Source organism: Psychrobacter sp. DAB_AL43B (genome assembly GCF_900168255.1).
Taxonomy (GTDB): Bacteria; Pseudomonadota; Gammaproteobacteria; order Pseudomonadales; family Moraxellaceae; genus Psychrobacter.
Genome location: NZ_LT799838.1, coordinates 909597 through 927396, shown reverse-complemented (window position 1 = coordinate 927396; position 17800 = coordinate 909597). Strand labels below are relative to the sequence as shown.

Sequence of the window (17800 nt, the reverse complement as noted above, 5' to 3'; positions counted from 1 at the left end):
CGATTGATGACATTGCGATGCTATTAATGGATGATGGAATGTTTTTTACCATCCAAAACTATGATAGCGTGCGCGCAACGTGGTTCTTTACTATACGGTTTTGAATTGCTTTTTTTAAATACGCTATTAATACATTACCTTGGCGATTTTATAGGTTGCTTAAAATACACTTTGGTTTGACCATGCTTTGGTTTGAACACGACAAAAACATAAGATAAAAACCCATCATGCAAAATACTATAAAGCCGCAAGGGATATTGCCAAATCGTCCGATTAGAGCATCTTGCGGCTTAGGTATTTATAGTGATAGTGTTGTTGTGGTAAATTTGATTGTCATGAAAAAAACATTGATATTAAAAGATAAATTGATATTAAAGAATAAACAGTCAAGCGACCAAGCTATTTTAATAGATAGCAGCGCTCATTACGCGCCTATTATATTAAATATAGACGCATAATGCATGATGATATTACAAGATTTGTAACTGTACATCTGTGGCTCGAAAAATCTGCTCATTTAGTCAAAGAGTGTTGTTATATTTTAATTATTAATCAGCCTCGATATCCGCTTTATAACTAGTCCACAACTACTATGGGCATGAGCGAGCGCAGTAAATATCAGAGCCTTAGCGAGTAGAGAGTACCGCTGAGAGCTGCTCAATAGCATGGTCTAAAACGTCCAGACGCGCTTGACGCTTGTCGTTAGTCGCAATAACACACCAAGGGGCACTTTTGGTATCAGTACGTGCCAGCATATCAGCAGCAGATTGTACGTAATCTGACCAGTTCTCACGATTACGCCAATCATCGTCCGTTAATTTAAACTGTTTATGCGGTGTCTCTTCACGCGCTTCAAAACGTTTGAGTTGCTCTTGTTTATCGATAGCCAGCCAGTATTTGATGACCAAGGTACCTGACGCTGCCAAGTCTGCCTCAAAACGATTGATTTCATCGTAAGCGCGCTGCCACTCCTCATCAGTGGCAAAGCCTTCAATACGTTCAACCAATACACGTCCATACCACGTACGATCAAAGATAGCGATACGACTGATACGGTCTGTTTGCTCGTTTGGGAGTTTGGTCCAAAAGCGCCATAAATAAGGATGCTGTAGCTCATACAACATGGGCGCGCTAATATTATAAATTTGATATTCACGTGGATCGAGTGGCGCCACCAGCCTTTTAATAGCGCCGCCCTTGCCAGCGGCATCCATACCCTCAAAAGCAAACACCACATGACGGCCCTTACGCGCGCGTAGTAATTCAGCGAGCTTTACTTGCTTGGCTTCAAGTTGTTGATGATAGTCTGATTTATCTATATCTGAATCGGCTATTTCCGTCAATAATTTAGGTGGCTTTACATTCTCAAACTTAACAGGCTCAAACTTTGGTGTATCACTATGATTTTTCTCTACTTCACTGCTTTCTGCTTCACTGCTCGCCAATGCCATTTGCATAGCATGTAAGACTTCATGACAAAAATGCATGGCGGCTTTTGATTTATCAGCACCATCAATAATGATCCAATCACCTTGCTGGCGTAATAAGGTAGCGGCTACCTCATTAAACTGCGTCACTACTGCCGCGCTATGCCAATCAATCTGATACAAAAAACGTGGGTCTGTCTCATCATCGTTTAGCCTTGCCTGCAAGGTTTCGATATCTACATGAAACCAGCACTTCAGCAGCTTAGTATGATTCGCAGCAAGATCTTGCTCAAAGGCTTGCAGCTCAATCAGCTGTTGCTGCAAATAATCTTGCCACTTACCAATGGGTAACGCCTTAGTATTTATATCCGTATCTATATCAGCATCGGCACACTTTTTATTTTTTATCAATTTCTCATTATTTTTGCTATCTGAATGTGCCATACGCATCACGTTATATAGCAAATCGGCATACCAGTTGCCAAAATAAATCATCACATCACCGTAGCGCGGCATGGCTTTGGTATGCGCTTGCCAAATCGGCTGATGATCTAATGGGCAATCACCGATGATCGCCTCAACCTTGAGTAGACGCGGATCTACCCACTGCCGTAGCTGCGTGACGGCGGTTCCTTTGCCTGCCTGCTCCATACCGTTGACCAGCACCAATAGCCCCATTGGTTTATTGGTGGTTGGCGGTGTTTGTTGTCGCGTCGCTCGTAGGGCGAACTGGGCGGTGACCAATGCCAGTCGAAGCGCATCCTTATCCATAAAAAACTGACTTAAAGGATTGGGTGTTAAGCGCTGCTCAACGACTTCTTTACTAAATGGGGCGCTCACTGCTTGTGGCGCGTCTGCTTCAGTCTTATCATTTTTTTTGCTCATGTCTGTGCTCGCTATAGCGTTATTAAATAATGAGGTTAAAATAACGAATTGATTTAATCATAGCACTGAGTCCATTCAGTAAATAACGCGGCTATGTAACAGAGCAAGATAACAGGACGAAGTAACAGAACTAGATAAGAGCGCTATGTAACAGTTTGGCATTTGTATTCTGCTTTATTTTCTTTTAAGGTGAACAAAATCTTGCGAGCATGTTTTAATAGCTACCCATAAGCATAAAAACTCAACACCACTTAACTTATTTATTATCAATTTGATTAATATTTCTACTTTTATAGGATTACCTGCCATGTCTGCTTTAGCCAATCTACAACAGCACTTGAACCGTTTCTGGGCGCTGCCACATCATAACGATGCCGCATTAAACACCAAGCTCAAAGAGGTGCAATCATGGCAACAAGCACGTATCAAGCAGACGCATAGCGCGCTATTTGAACAACCAAAAAACAAACCGATGGCAGATTACTTTTTGACCCAGCTCTACGGTGGCGATGAATTCAAAATATTAGCAGAACAATTGGGTCGTATTCTTCCTAAGGCTAAAAAACTTGAACGCCTTGCCAAAGAGTCGGCTTTAGAAGCAGGAAGCATGGGTATTCAAGCCTCTATATTGGCGATTGAGCTCGATTTGCATTTGGCTCAATGGTTACTTGCTCAAGACCTACCGGTCAATGAAGAAAATATGCTCACCGCTTACCGCGCTGTCGATGAAGCCAATGAGCGCCGAGTCCAAATTAATAATCTTAAAGAAGTCTGTTATCGCACCGATAAGCATCTCAACTCATTTATGCTAAAAAAAGCCTTTGCAATAGCAAAAGGTGCAGCTTATCGTCATGGTTATCAACCGCTTTACGACTTTATTGATGCAGGCTTTAAAGCGATGAAGCCACTCAGTAGTGTGAGCAGCTTTATCGAACCGTTTTGTGAGCGTGAGCTACAAATTATTGATGAAGTTCATGCCACGGATAATGGCGGTAAGCCAGCAACGTTTGGTGTATGATAGGATTTATCGTATAAGTGGCTAACGGCACACTTTATATGAATAAACATGGCCAAAAAACAAGCATAAAAACCAATAATAGGACAATGCAATGACTGATCAAAAACCTAATGCTAATGTCAATACTACTACCAACGGTCACTTACAGGATAAATTGGTCAGTGATAGCATTACCGATAATCAAGATATCACCGCTCAAGTAAAAGCACGTCAAAATACTGGTACAAATCCATTGCTACAAGCCAATGCACAAAACAGCAGTGACAATGTTAACAATAATGACTTCACGCAAGTTCAAGATTTACCAACAGGAACGCCACAAGGCCAACAAACGACTATGCAAAATACCAGTACAGCAAATGCCAATCTAAATAACGCTTCGAACGCCTCAGCAAAAACCGACGCACAACCAGCAAAACAAACGGTCTTTAATCAGCGTGATGATATCAATAACCCACATACAGCTGATACTGATGGTAATGAAGAAACGCATTTTGGTTATAAGACTGTCAATAAAGCAGAAAAACAGGCACGTGTCGCCGACGTCTTTACTTCAGTCGCCAAAAAATACGACATCATGAATGACTTAATGTCATTTGGTATCCATCGTCTGTGGAAACGTTATGCAATTAGCTTATCGGGCGTTCGTGCCGGTCAGCATGTGCTTGATATCGCTGGCGGTACGGGTGATTTGGCGAAAGTCTTTAGCCGTGAAGTGGGCAAAAACGGTCACGTTGTATTATCAGACATCAATGCTGCCATGCTAGAAGTCGGTCGTGAGCGCCTCATCAATGCCGGCTGTAACAATGTCGATTTCGTATTGGCCAACGCTGAAACTTTAGCGCCCTTTGACGATGAAAGCTTTGATTTGGTCACCATTAGTTTTGGTTTGCGTAATGTCACGGACAAAGATGCTGCTTTAAAAGCCATGTATCGTGTACTTAAGCCGGGCGGTCGTCTATTGATTTTGGAATTCTCAAAACCAGTATTTGAGCCATTATCTAAAGCCTATGACTTATATTCATTTACTGCCTTGCCGATTATGGGCAAGCTGATTGCCAATGATGCTGAGAGCTATAAGTATTTGGCTGAGTCGATTCGTATGCACCCTGATCAGCAGACGCTAAAACAAATGATGCAACAAGCGGGCTTTGAAAATTGTGATTATCATAACCTGACCGCTGGTATCGTCGCCGTACATCGCGGATTTAAAGCATAGCGATAAAAAGTCGTAGCAATAAAAAAGCTTAACGATGAAAATTTTCATGATAAAAATCGTGACGATAAAAATTGCTAATACTCATCAGTCGTAACAACTGACCCTGATAAACGATGCGCTTTTTTTAAGGCGCTCAACTAAATATGTGAGAGCCTTATGCTGACTGTCTTACTTTTGGCTGGTGCCGAAAAGCTGATTAATATCGCTATTGCTAGCGATGAGATTACCAAAGCTGGTCTTGCACCGCTTGCTGGCAAAGTATTACGACTAAATATGGGTGCACCGGATGTGAGTTTGGATGTGCTATTTACTGATGAGCGTTTGCGTTTTGAGCCGGTAACGACCGAAAGCGTTTTTGAAAGCAATTTTAAAAACGCTTCTAAAAGCAACGATCATACTGATCAGCGTCAAAAAGCCAATATGGATAAAGCGCGGATTGGGCATAGTCGCCCAGACTGTGTCATCACCGTTGATAATCCAGCCCAGCTGCTCAACCTAATGCGCGGCACTGACGGTAACCTGCCTATCGCTGGTGATTACAAAGTGCTGATGCAGCTTAAACAACTGGTAGCAGGATTTGATCCCGATGTGGCCGGACAGCTAGAACCCTTTATTGGTAAGCCGATGGCCAGTCAGTTGCATCTGCTCATATCACAGCTCAAAAGCGGCTGGCGGCATAGTGCCAAACGCGCTTTTAACGATGTCAGCGACTGGGCCAATGATGTAGCGGGTAATATTGACTCTGACCCTATGCAGACAGCAGAGATGAATGACCTTAAGCAGCAACTATTAAAGCTACGGGCGGATGTCGAACGTGAAGAAGCCAGACTGGCAGCTATCAAAGACGAGCAGGCGCGTTTAAACAACCATAGATAAAAGTGTTATTAATCAGACATTATCTATAGTGGCTTAATCTATAACGACTTACTTTAAAAGTAAGACAGTGCTGCTGTGATGGTTTTTGTGCAGCATACATAATCGCAGTATAAACAGTCACAGCGCCTACCCTATTTTCGACTTTATCTAGAGTAATTTTGCCCATGCTATTATCTCATCGCGCCCGTTTACTTGAGCTTTGGCGTATTGCCGCCACCTATCGTATTGACACGCACCTGTCTGTCGAAGAGGCACCGCAGCTACAACCTTTAGCGCGTTTAATCCGTATGCATCCAGCAGCTTGGGGTAAAAAGCACCAGCCCAATGCGATTAAATATGCCCTTGAAGATATGGGTACGCTTTTTTTAAAGCTTGGGCAATTACTCTCTACGCGTCGTGACTTAGTATCGCCTGAGATTATTGAGCAGTTGGTTCAGCTGCAAGATAAAGTTAAATCTTTTGACTCTGATATCGCCATTGCTCAAATCCAAGACCCTAAACACGGTCTCGGTCAATCTATTGGTACTTTATTTGCGCGCTTTGATGTAAAACCTTTAGCAGCAGCTTCTATTGCCCAAGTACATACCGCCGCCCTGCATGACGGGCGTGAAGTGGTGGTCAAAGTAGTTCGTCCTGACATTCGGACTACCATTATTGCAGACTTTGAGCTACTGCGTGAATTGGCTGACTGGGCATCAGCTCGTATCGAAGCGGCGCGTGCCATACATATCATCGATATTGTCGAAGACTATCGGCAAGTGATGCTCAATGAGTTAGATTTGACCCTTGAATCAGACAATACCACCCAAATGCGCAACAACTTCTTAGGTTCTGCATTGATGTATGTACCTGAAGTTTATGACGCTGCCAAAAACGTTATGGTCATGGAGCGTATTCAAGGCGTACCCATCTCGCAGGTTGAGGTGTTTGATCAGCTGGGCTATGACCGAGCCGCACTAGCAGAAAAAGGCTTAACCATATTTTTCACCCAAGTATTTCGTGATAACTTTTTCCACGCTGATATGCATCCGGGTAACGTCTTCGTAGAGACACCACCCGTTAAAACCATCCATGCAAATATGCCTGCGATTGATTTGGGTCATGAGCCACGCTATATCGGTCTTGATTGTGCCATCATGGGCACCTTATCAAAGGACGATCAGCTCATCGTAGCGCGGATGCTATTGGCGGTGATGAATAATAACTTTACGGCGATGGTTGATATCGTCAGCCGAGCTGGCTGGATACCGCCAAGTGCCGATAAGCATGCGTTGATGCGTGATATGAGCCGCACTGTCGGTCCGATGTTGCAAAAGTCCATTAACGATATCGATTTTGCTGGCGTTTTGATGCAAATTTTGGATATCGCCCGCCGCCATCATATGAGTATCCCACCGCAATTAATGCTACTGCTTAAAACCTTGGTACATGTTGAAGGACTCGGTCGCGACTTATATCCTGATCTTGATATTTGGTCACTTGCTAAGCCAATTTTAAGCAGCTGGATTAAAGAACAATTAGATCCGATGCGTAATTTACAACAGCTACGCCAGCAATTGCCAGAGATATTACTGTCGACGACTGATATCCCTAAGCTGCTAGACCAAGGACTGCAAAGTCTCGCCTCACAAGGGTCACGCCAAGACAGTCAATTGCGTGAAATACAGCAGATTCGTGCCGATATGCTCAACGACCGTCGCCGCGATTGGTTGGCGCTGTCGGGTTTCGCTATTTTCATTGCGATTGCAACACAAGTCGGTTGGTTTGCACCTGTCTTTTATCTATTGGCTATTTTAGTCGTCGTTTGGCGTATCCTAGCCTAGACCGCTGAATGCTATTTGCTAAATGCTATTAATCATCATCAATTCAAACGTTCGTTAAACAAGCGCTCACTAACTTTAATTATCCTTTGAAAAAATATAAAGGTAGCTGGCGCTTAGCTTTATTTTATGTCTCGTCCATTCAGTTTAGAACCCGCTTTATATGTAGGAATCGACCATGTCATCTTTACCCGCTTCTCACCTTGAAAACACTGTTAAACCAGATCATAGTGCTGCTATTGCGGTCCTGCAAACTCGCTTCGGTAAACAGCTCAGTACCAATGCTACGGTACGCGAGCAGCATGGCCATACGATGACTTGGTTAGCCAATCAGCCGCCTGATGCGGTACTAACCGTACAGGATAAACACGAGGTAGCAGCGGCCGTAGAGATTTGCAATCAATACCAGATGCCGGTGATTGCCTTTGGTATTGGCTCTTCTTTAGAAGGTCAATTGAATGCTCCTTATGGCGGACTGTGTATCGATATGCATGCGATGGATGCAATATTGCAGGTCAATAATGAAGACCTGACAGTGACCGTACAACCTGGCGTCACGCGTGAGCAATTGAACCATTATTTACGTGATACGGGGTTATTTTTTCCCATAGATCCTGGTGCCAATGCTAGTATCGGTGGCATGGTTGCCACGCGTGCGTCAGGAACTAATGCCGTACGTTATGGCACTATGAAAGATGTGGTGCTCGCGCTTGAAGTCGTCACAGCAAGTGGAGAGATTGTTCGAACAGGCACACGTGCCAAAAAATCCGCCGCCGGTTATGACTTAACGCGGCTAATGATAGGCTCAGAGGGTACGCTCGGTATCGTTACAGAAGTGACGCTTAAATTATTTGGTATAAGCGAATGCATTGGCAGTGGCATTTGTCATTTTCCAACGATTGAGGATGCTTGTCAGGCAGTCATGCTGACCATTCAAATGTGCTTGCCTATTGCACGTATTGAGCTACTGGACGCCATGCAAATCAAAGCTTGTAATCAATACGCCAATCTTGATTTAACAGAGACGCCGACATTGTTTGTGGAGTTCCATGGCACAGAAGCTGGCGTTCGCGAACAAGCGCAAATGTTTACCGAGATCATCGAAGAGTTTGGTGGTACTGATTTTGTTTGGGATACCAATGAAGCCGAGCGTAAACGTCTCTGGCAAGCGCGGCATAATGCTTATCATGCTAGCTCCGCCCTACGACCTGAAGCCAGTGCTTTATCGACTGATGCCTGTGTACCCATTTCACGCTTAGCGGAATGCGTTAGTGAGACGGCAAAAGATATCGAAGCGTCCGGTATGATTGGACCTATCGTCGGTCATGTTGGTGATGGCAATTTTCATGTTTTATTATTGGTTAATACAGATGATCCAGCAGAGGTGGCTACTGCTGACGGCATTATCGATCGCCTTGCTATGCGCGCGATTGCGATGGATGGTACTTGTACCGGCGAGCATGGAATCGGTCAAGGCAAACAAAAATATATGGATCAAGAGCATGGCAATGCCATCGCGATGATGCAGGCTATTAAGTCAGCACTTGACCCTAAAAATATCCTCAATCCCGGTAAAATATGGCCTCAGCCTTTACCTATAAAATCGTAGCCATATAATGATTAACAAAAAAAAGTGCACCTGCGTTTAATTAAAGAATTAAATGTAGGTGCACTTTTGGGCTTATGATTTGATATTTCTGATTTTAATACTATACCATTTGATCAATCGCCATCTGTGTCAATACACGACCGCGTGCGGTCCGTAGTACATAGCCTTGCTGGATAAGATAAGGCTCAATGACGTCTTCTAACGTTCCGCGATCCTCAGCCATCGCCGCTGCCACTGCTTCAACCCCAGCAGGACCACCGTCAAAACGCTCGTGTAATATCTCGATATAGCGCCTATCTAAATGATCAAGGCCGCGTCTATCAACTGCTAGCATGTCCAGCGCACTGCCCGCAATCGCACCATTGATACTACCATCGCCTCTGACTTGAGCATAATCGCGCACACGGCGTAGTAAACGGTTGGCAATTCGTGGCGTACCACGAGCACGGCGAGCAATCTCAACCGCACCGTCCTCACTCATCGGCACCCGCATCAGCCGAGCTGCACGGCTCACAATCGTTGTAAGGTCAGCAATGTTATAAAACTCAAGCCGCTGCACGATACCAAAGCGATCGCGTAAAGGTGACGTTAATAATCCTGCTCGCGTAGTCGCTGCAACTAACGTAAATGGTGGCAAATCAAGTTTAATAGAACGTGCGGCAGGTCCTTCACCAATCATAATATCCAGCTGAAAATCCTCCATCGCTGGATAAAGTATTTCTTCAATGACAGGACTTAAACGGTGAATCTCATCGATAAATAACACATCACCAGCTTCTAAATTGGTCAGCATGGCCGCTAAGTCGCCTGCACGCTCTAATACAGGCCCTGACGTTGAGCGTAGATTACCACCCATCTCACGAGCGATAATATTGGCAAGGGTGGTTTTGCCCAAGCCTGGCGGACCAAAGATTAGCGTATGATCTAACGCTTCATCACGCGCACGTGCCGCGGCAATAAAAACTTCCATCTGCTCACGTACCACTGGCTGACCGATATATTCAGCCAATAATGCTGGTCGAATATTGGCATCAGGAGCATCAGCTGCTCCTTCTAGCGGATTAATCAAACGATCTTGCATCATAGGTTTTATCATTATATTTAAATCATTATTTTTAAAAGGCTGGGTAATAAATAGCATAACCAAACGCTACGCATAAGTCATGCAAAACATCATAAAGTACGCGCCAAAACGAAAATAAGCGACACCTAATGTCGCTTATTTTTAATAATCATTATTCACGTAAAAGCACCGCTATTTAAAACTCTGAAACTGCTGCAATGTGGCTTTTAATAAGCTTTGCGTATCTGCAAACGTCTCGCCATTACTCTTCGCCGCCTTAATGGCTTGCTGAGCTTCTTTTTCTTTGTAGCCCAAGCTCACCAGAGCGCCTTCCACCTCAGCGATAATACTGCCCTCGTGAGAAACTGGCGCTGATTGAGAGATAAACTCTAAATTACTGTCATCAACTTCGATATTTTTTAGCTTGTCTTTTAGCTCAATTAATAAACGCTGAGCCGTCTTTTTACCAATACCAGGAATGCGCATGAGTGCCGTTTCCGAGTCTTGCTCAACGTGCATTTTTAGCTCAGCTGCTGACATTGCAGACAGCATTGCCAATGCCATTTTGGCACCAACACCATTAATTTTAATCAATTGCCGAAAAACATCACGCTCTTTACGATCGATGAAACCAAACAGCAGCTGTGCATCTTCACGAACATGAAAGTGCGTCCAGATACTTGCTTGCTGATTCAGTTGCAACTGGCAAAATGATGGCAGTGGCAGCTCAATATCATAGCCGACGCCAGATGTGGTCATGACACAGGCAGTTGGTGCCATTAAATACTGCACCTGTCCAGTAATCAATCCAATCATAATCCACTACCTCTCATAAGCGCTATTATAAAAAATGAAATGAGCTGCCATCTCGTTATTGAGTGCTGTCTTTTATCAGTCAAGCTTACTGATAAAAATCGACCATACCTTCGAGGCTAATAGGGCGAATCTTATGCGCTTGACCAGCAGAGCCAAAAGCTTCAAAACGATTGGTACAGATATCTGACATTGCTACCATAGACGCTTTGAAATATTTGCGTGGATCAAACTCGCTAGGATTTTCTGCAAGGAATTTACGGATAGCGCCTGTTGATGCCAAACGTAAATCAGTATCGATATTTACTTTACGGACGCCATGCTTAATCGCTTCAACGATTTGCTCAACGGGCACACCATAAGTTTCGCCAATATTACCACCATTTTCATTGATAATTTTTAACCACTCTTGCGGCACTGATGATGAGCCATGCATGACCAGATGCGTATTAGGAATACGAGCATGAATCTCTTTTACACGCTCAATCGATAAAATATCGCCTGTCGGTGGACGGGTAAATTTATAAGCACCGTGACTGGTACCGATGGCAATGGCAAGCGCATCAACGTTGGTGTCTTTAACGAACTGCTCGGCTTCGTCAGCGCTGGTCAATAGCTGCTCATGATCCAGAACCCCTTCTGCGCCAGAACCATCCTCTTCGCCTGCCATACCAGTCTCAAGACTGCCCAAGCAACCAATCTCGCCTTCTACTGAAACACCGCAAGCATGAGCCATTTTGACCACTTCACGCGTGACGCTGGCGTTGTAATCATAATCCATTGGCGTTTTGCCATCTTCACCAAGCGAGCCGTCCATCATCACTGATGAAAAGCCAAGCTGAATTGAGCGCTGACAAATAGCAGGTGACATACCGTGATCTTGGTGCATCACGACTGGAATATGCGGCCACTCTTCAATAGCAGCAATAATCAAGTGACGCAAAAATGCCGAGCCTGCATAACTACGCGCTCCGGCGCTGGCTTGTACGATCACAGGAGAATCACAGGCGTCAGCCGCTATCATGATGGCACGCATCTGCTCTAAATTATTGACATTATAAGCAGGAACACCATAGCCGTGTTCAGCAGCATGATCCAAAAGTTGACGTAACGATATTAAGGCCATAAAACGCTCTCTGGTTATGTTTTAAAAATGGTATTTTGAAGATGATATTAAGAAATCATTTTTAACAATACGACGCTGCAATAATACTTGCCCTGCAACCCAGCTTTGTAATAGATATTCCATTATAAGCCAGCAAAAAGCACTGTTTTTTGCTCGTCATTATTACGCCGTGATTATAGCAAAAATTACCGCCGCTTCGTAGCGCTTAGCCGACTATTTGTTTGCCTGCTTGGTTTTTCTAGCTTGTTTGCATAATTAAGCTATCGATCTCGTTTGCTACCAGTAATAACTTACTTTTTATAAAGGCTGCCGATTATTTTTATCAATAAAAAAAGCCTTGGCAATCACCAAAGCTTTTTCCATTTTTTTAGGGCTTGTAAAGCAACTAATAAGCTAATGATTTACCCATTAATTCTATATTAATAGAGTTAGCTTTATTTTTCTTAGTATTGTTGCTCTGCTTCTACTGCGTTTTCACTGGCTTTATCGGCGACAGCCGTTGCGCCATCGGCAACCACTTCAGCAGTATTGGCAACGGCTTCATTTGCGCCTACCACAACGGCTTCACCAGTATTTTCTAGCGCGTTTGCAGCATTAGCACCAGCGGTTTCAGCGTTGTCTGCAGCATTAGCACCAGCTTCTTGAGCAGCAACTTCCGCTTCAGCAGCAGCAGCTTCAGTTTTAGCAGCGGCTTCTTCCGTGTTGGCAGCAGCATCTTCACCAGCAGAGTCGGCTGCAGCGGCAGTTTTATCTTGTGTTTCTTGGCTACATGCAGTGATTGCAAAAGTACCAGCAAGAACGCTAGCAAGTAATAAATGACGTTTTAACATAATAAATCCCTCATAAATAAAGCATGCCAGATACATGGTTTGCGCTATTTTATAGAGTGCAAATTAGACATGCAATAACAATTTTCAGTATAGAAACAAATAATTACCACTTAACAATAATCAATAACCATTCATGCTTATCGTACTTAAAACAGTAAGATAAGAGTAGTAGCCAAAATATTATCGCTACAGCTTACCTTAGATGTTGAGGCTGAGTTGTACGCCTAATGTTACTCATATGCTTACTATTGTTAAGGCATTAGTCATTGATTTGTAGAGCAGCAACCGCCGGTAATACTTTACCTTCTACAAACTCTAAGAATGCGCCGCCACCGGTTGACATATAGCTAACCCCATCAGCAACTTGATATTTATCAATCGCAGCAAGCGTATCGCCGCCGCCAGCAATTGAGAAACCTTGGCTATTTTTGACAGCATTTGCGATTATTTGAGTACCTTGACCAAAAGCATCGACTTCAAAAACACCTACAGGACCATTCCATAAGATAGTTTTTGCATTAATAATAGCATCAGCCAACTGTTTTGCGCTTTCTGGAGCAATGTCTAATATCATGTCATCATCGCCGATTGCATCGACAGATTTGATAGTGGCCGTTGCCTTTTGTAATGAGCCCGTAAAATCGGCAAAATCAATGTCGTTTTTATTGGCAACGACGACATATTCAGGCAATAAGATCTCGGTTTTTCCCATGATTTCACGAGCCGTATCCACTAAGTCTGCTTCGTATAATGAGGCACCAACGCTATGACCTTGTGCCGCCAAAAAAGTATTAGCAATCCCGCCACCCACGATAATCTGCGAGCAGAGCTCAGCCAAACTATGCAAAACTTCTAGTTTGGTAGAGACTTTTGAGCCACCGACGATAGCCAGCATCGGCTGCGCTGGTGTTTCAAGCGCCAAACTCAATGCATCAAGCTCGGCTGCCAATAAAGGTCCAGCACAGGCAGTTTTTCCAGCTTGGTGCATAGCTTGGGTAACGCCTTCAGTTGACGCTTGCGCACGATGGGCAGTACCAAAAGCATCCATCACAAACACATCGCACAAATCCGCATATTTTTGCGCTAAAGCCGCATCGTTTTTCTTTTCACCTTCATTAAAGCGCACGTTTTCTAGCAGTACGACTTCGCCCGCTTTGATGGAGACACCTTGAGTCAGGTAATCACAATTGAGCGTCACTGGTTTTGATAGTTGCGCTGCCAATTTATCACTTAAATAGTCAGCGACGGGCGCTAGCGAATATATTGCCTCAGGAGCTCCCTCCTTTGGGCGACCTAGGTGTGAGCAAACAATCACCGCGGCCCCTTTCTCAAGCGCCATTTTAATCGTTGGTAAGCTTGCTTGTAAGCGAGCGTCACTGGTGATTTCACCTTCTTTAATAGGCACATTGAGATCTTCACGAATCAACACTAATTTATCGGTCAAACTCAGCTCGCTCATACGCAAAAAATTCATTACCTGCTCCTATACATCATCTATTGTTAATCTACAATGTGGCTGTTTGTTAAATATTACTGAATAATTTTTATTAAACTTATTTAGTCGATTTATCTTGCTGGTTATTTTTATAACACTGACCCAGCAAGAATTTAAGGCGGTGTATTCTAGCAGCTTTCTAACTGGCGCTCATAAAGAACCTGCTATAAATTTTGCTCACCGGAAAAGAATATACTTAGACGTAACAAAGCGAGCATTAACATTTCGTGGTGGTACTCAAAGAATCTGCTGTTTATGATAGGGAGGCTGTTTATAATCAATAAATCCAACAATAAAAATAACCTACTAGGAGAATATAATGAGTATCGACTTCAAAGCGGCCAAACAAGAGTTATTAAAACTAAAAGAAGAGTATGAGACTCGAATTGATAAAATCGAAGACCATATCCAAAACCCTCAAGACGACCTAAATGAACACTGGGAAGACCAAGCGATTGCTTATCGTCAAAACGACATGCGCAAAAATCTAATGGTCGAGGCACGCCAAAGCTTAATTTACGTCGAAAATGCGTTAAACCGTATCGAAACTGGCCATTATGGTGAATGTGAAGTATGCGGCGAGGCAATCGAAGCACAACGCTTGCAAGCATTGCCCTATGCTACCTTATGCATGGAACATGCAGAATAGCCCATTATCGCTATCTTTAAGCTAGATTTCGTTTTAAGCTGATCCTCATAAAGTAGGCGCATTCCATGTATTAAGCGCCTGCTGCCATTGCTGACAACGCGCAGCAATTTGATGCACGGGTAAATCCATGATATCACCAACTACCGCCACATAAGTAATGGGCAAACCTGCCAGCTTGGTAATATTTTCTGCCGTTAACCCTCCTATCACGCACATATCGATCCCTTGCTGACAGCCTTCCATGAGCTGCTGACGTGAGATGACATTTGCATTAGGTTTGGTAGTCGAAGCAAATACCGCACCCATGGCTGCGTAACTTACCCCATCATTTTTTGCTTCTTTGATCAGCTCTATATCGCCATGACAGGTACGACCAATAATCTGATTCGATGTTAAATCTCTTTTGGCATCGTTAATGTCGCCATCCTGCTGCCCTAGATGCACACCGACACCAAGCTTTGCCGCCAAACTGATATCATCATTTATAACGACCGCTACCTTGTATGCTTTGGCTAAATTCACTATTTTCAGCGCTTCTGCGTATAGAGTCGACTCACCATCAGGCAATGCCAATATATGCTTGCGACGTATTTGTAATAGCGCAATCAGCCCCGTTGCTAATGCAGCTTCTAATTTACGATATAAAATCGTAAATTCATCGTCATTAGTGAGTAGATATAACTTAGGTATGGCATGAGAAACGGTAGAAACTGGTGGCTGAATCATTTAACGGTCCTTAAATTCAACACAATAAAAAAGCTGTTATATCGCATAACAGCCTTTTTTATCAATGCTAAATGAGTAGTCTTATACGCTACGGCGAGTCGCCAAGCTGTTCAAAATATTTTTAGCATCGCCCCAACGTGTGGCTGAACTGTTGGCACCCAAAATAACGATAATCGCTGGGCGGTTATTCACACGCGTTTCCATTACCACGCAACGACCAGCTTCATTGATAAAGCCTGTTTTTGAAATACCAATAGGATAGCTGCCATCGCGGACTAGACTGCTAGTGTTATTGGCTTTATAAGTACGGTTGCCACTTGAGTAGTTAGAGACATAAAAATCATAGCTTTTAGTAGTCGAAAAACGACGAATCACGTCATAGTTACCAGCCGCACGAACCATTTTAACCAAGTCATTTGATGAAGCAACGTTACGCTTATCAAGACCAGTAGCATCACCGAAGAACGCCGTGCTCATACCCAAATCTTGAGCTTTGCGATTCATGGCACGCATAAAGGCCTTATCGCCACCTGGATAGTTGCGAGAAAGGCTTTTTGCTGCTGGATTTTCTGACTTCATTAATGCCATCAATAGCATCTCAGCACGATTTAGACGATCACCCGACTTGAGGTTTGAGCTAGCACGCTTAGGACCGACAAAATCTTCTGGATCAAGCGTGATTTCTTCACGCATATCTAAACCCGCATCCAACACTACCATAGCCGTCATAACTTTGGTAATACTGGCCATAGGACGGGCTATATCCGCATCTTTTTCATAGATAGATTCGCCAGTTTCTGCATCGATTACCGCCACACTGCGCGAATCGGTGCTGATCGGGATCATGTTGCTACTGCCAAAACTACCGCGATAAGTGGTGTTATAGCTATTGGTATTATTATAACTGTTATTACTGCTACCAAAACTATTGGTAATGTTGGTCGTGCCATTGCCATTATCTACTTTTTTAATCGTAGAGCTATTACTAGACTTGGACATGATACTACGCGCTTCGGACAAGCTGTCGGCACCGCCCCAACTCATACGAGCACTAGACTCAGAGGTAGAGCTACCATTAATTGTAAGTGCGGCTTGTGCAACACTGCCCAAACTCAATGAAATCATAGCAGCGATTAATTGCTGTTTGGTTAATGGTAGTTGCTTCATTATGCCTCCTGCCGCCGCGATGCTGTTAGTCAGTAAATGAGTTACATACTGACTAACGGCAACAACGTACGTAGCGTTTATGGATGTGTTTGTAGATACTCACATAGAGTTTTTGTATTTTTAGTGTATCATGGTTTGCATTTAAGTTTAATCTACTAAATCAATTAGATGTGATTTTCTAACCACATTCAAACTTTACTACATTTACTTTATATTACAGCAATACTAATTAACATTAGCGCAATATAGCATTACATTTAAGCTGTAAACTTCTCAATTACGTATTCAATATTAAAATATAACGCTTAATATTGGTTTTTTTGTGAATGTATAAACTTATGCTAATTATTTAGACTGGTTTAGGTGGCTTAAGTTTAATAGTGCACCCTTTATTCTGACAGATAAAAAAGAGTATAACGATGATTCGAGTATTAGTAGTAGATGACCATGATTTGGTGCGGATGGGTATCAGCCGTATGTTGGCCGACAGTGCCGATATCGAAGTCGTCGGCGAAGCAGATAGCGGCGATATGGCGATAAAATTGGCCAAACAGCTGCGTCCTGATGTGATATTACTGGATGTTAATATGCCTAATATCGGTGGTCTTGAAGCAACCAAACGCTTGATTCAGCTTGATATGGGCATCAAAATCCTGGCGGTCAGTAGTATGTCAGCTCAGCCTTATCCGTCGATGCTCATCAAAGCGGGCGTCAATGGTTATATTACTAAAGGTACACCGCTTGATGAGATGATACGAGCCGTCAAAAAAATCTATCAAGGTGGGCGTTATTTTAGCCAAGATGTGGCTGAACAGTTGGCTGATGTTCTATTATCTGATAATGCCAACTCACCTTTTGACTTATTAAGCGACCGTGAAAAGCAGGTAGCGATGATGGTGGTCAACTGTCAAAGTCCCCAACAAATCGCCGATCAGTTGTTTGTGAGTGTAAAAACCATCAATACCTATCGTTACCGTATTTATGAAAAAGTGAATGTCGATAGTGATGTGAAATTGACTCATTTGGCGATTCGCCATGGCCTCATTCAACCCTAATTATCAAGAATCTCTTTTATCA

Annotated in this window: 16 protein-coding genes; 8 read left to right on the top strand and 8 right to left on the bottom strand. The window is 43.3% G+C overall.

Features of this window, described 5'->3' with window-relative positions; all coding sequences use genetic code 11:
• Window positions 1-227: 227 nt before the first annotated feature.
• Window positions 228-458, top strand: coding sequence for a hypothetical protein (locus DABAL43B_RS04005; protein WP_079691172.1), 231 nt, complete (start codon window positions 228-230; stop codon window positions 456-458).
• 168 nt (window positions 459-626) lie between these two features.
• Here DABAL43B_RS04005 and DABAL43B_RS04000 read toward each other — a convergent pair whose 3' ends face one another.
• The gene (locus tag DABAL43B_RS04000; protein WP_079691171.1) at window positions 627-2312 is read right to left on the bottom strand and encodes an ATPase; all 1686 of its coding nucleotides are present in this window, start codon (window positions 2310-2312) and stop codon (window positions 627-629) included.
• A gap of 307 nt (window positions 2313-2619) precedes the next feature.
• Between DABAL43B_RS04000 and DABAL43B_RS03995 the strand changes: the two genes are divergently transcribed.
• The 5 genes from DABAL43B_RS03995 to DABAL43B_RS03975 all read left to right on the top strand — a co-directional run bounded on the left by DABAL43B_RS03995 (window position 2620) and on the right by DABAL43B_RS03975 (window position 8854).
• Entirely contained in the window at window positions 2620-3330 is a 711-nt protein-coding gene (locus tag DABAL43B_RS03995; protein ID WP_079691170.1) for an FFLEELY motif protein, read from the top strand.
• A 91-nt stretch (window positions 3331-3421) separates the two neighbouring features.
• Entirely contained in the window at window positions 3422-4549 is a 1128-nt protein-coding gene (gene ubiE, locus DABAL43B_RS03990; RefSeq protein ID WP_079691169.1) for a bifunctional demethylmenaquinone methyltransferase/2-methoxy-6-polyprenyl-1,4-benzoquinol methylase UbiE, read from the top strand.
• 156 nt (window positions 4550-4705) lie between these two features.
• Entirely contained in the window at window positions 4706-5425 is a 720-nt protein-coding gene (locus DABAL43B_RS03985; protein WP_079691168.1) for an SCP2 domain-containing protein, read from the top strand.
• A gap of 164 nt (window positions 5426-5589) precedes the next feature.
• Window positions 5590-7248, top strand: coding sequence for an ABC1 kinase family protein (locus tag DABAL43B_RS03980; protein ID WP_079691167.1), 1659 nt, complete (start codon window positions 5590-5592; stop codon window positions 7246-7248).
• A gap of 175 nt (window positions 7249-7423) precedes the next feature.
• On the top strand, window positions 7424-8854 hold the full coding sequence (locus DABAL43B_RS03975) for an FAD-binding oxidoreductase (protein WP_079691166.1): 1431 nt from the start codon (window positions 7424-7426) through the stop codon (window positions 8852-8854).
• A gap of 100 nt (window positions 8855-8954) precedes the next feature.
• Here DABAL43B_RS03975 and ruvB read toward each other — a convergent pair whose 3' ends face one another.
• The 5 genes from ruvB to DABAL43B_RS03950 form a co-directional block, all read right to left on the bottom strand.
• Complete coding sequence (ruvB, locus tag DABAL43B_RS03970; protein WP_079693028.1) at window positions 8955-9935, bottom strand: Holliday junction branch migration DNA helicase RuvB; 981 nt, start codon at window positions 9933-9935, stop codon at window positions 8955-8957.
• 174 nt (window positions 9936-10109) lie between these two features.
• Complete coding sequence (gene ruvA / locus DABAL43B_RS03965; protein WP_079691165.1) at window positions 10110-10733, bottom strand: Holliday junction branch migration protein RuvA; 624 nt, start codon at window positions 10731-10733, stop codon at window positions 10110-10112.
• 85 nt (window positions 10734-10818) lie between these two features.
• Window positions 10819-11856, bottom strand: a complete 1038-nt coding sequence (gene fba, locus DABAL43B_RS03960) for a class II fructose-bisphosphate aldolase (RefSeq protein ID WP_079691164.1) — start codon at window positions 11854-11856, stop codon at window positions 10819-10821.
• Between the two features lie 443 nt (window positions 11857-12299).
• Complete coding sequence (locus DABAL43B_RS03955) at window positions 12300-12686, bottom strand: hypothetical protein (RefSeq protein WP_079691163.1); 387 nt, start codon at window positions 12684-12686, stop codon at window positions 12300-12302.
• Between the two features lie 259 nt (window positions 12687-12945).
• Entirely contained in the window at window positions 12946-14160 is a 1215-nt protein-coding gene (locus tag DABAL43B_RS03950) for a phosphoglycerate kinase (RefSeq protein ID WP_079691162.1), read from the bottom strand.
• A 340-nt stretch (window positions 14161-14500) separates the two neighbouring features.
• Between DABAL43B_RS03950 and DABAL43B_RS03945 the strand changes: the two genes are divergently transcribed.
• A complete protein-coding gene (locus DABAL43B_RS03945; RefSeq protein ID WP_079691161.1) occupies window positions 14501-14830 on the top strand; it encodes a TraR/DksA family transcriptional regulator in 330 nt (109 codons plus the stop codon).
• 45 nt (window positions 14831-14875) lie between these two features.
• Here DABAL43B_RS03945 and DABAL43B_RS03940 read toward each other — a convergent pair whose 3' ends face one another.
• Window positions 14876-15556: a thiamine phosphate synthase gene (locus tag DABAL43B_RS03940; RefSeq protein WP_079691160.1), complete on the bottom strand. Its 681-nt coding sequence runs from the start codon at window positions 15554-15556 to the stop codon at window positions 14876-14878.
• 81 nt (window positions 15557-15637) lie between these two features.
• Complete coding sequence (locus DABAL43B_RS03935) at window positions 15638-16723, bottom strand: serine hydrolase (RefSeq protein WP_079691159.1); 1086 nt, start codon at window positions 16721-16723, stop codon at window positions 15638-15640.
• 419 nt (window positions 16724-17142) lie between these two features.
• Between DABAL43B_RS03935 and DABAL43B_RS03930 the strand changes: the two genes are divergently transcribed.
• Window positions 17143-17778, top strand: a complete 636-nt coding sequence (locus tag DABAL43B_RS03930; RefSeq protein WP_011279989.1) for a response regulator — start codon at window positions 17143-17145, stop codon at window positions 17776-17778.
• Window positions 17779-17800: the final 22 nt, after the last annotated feature.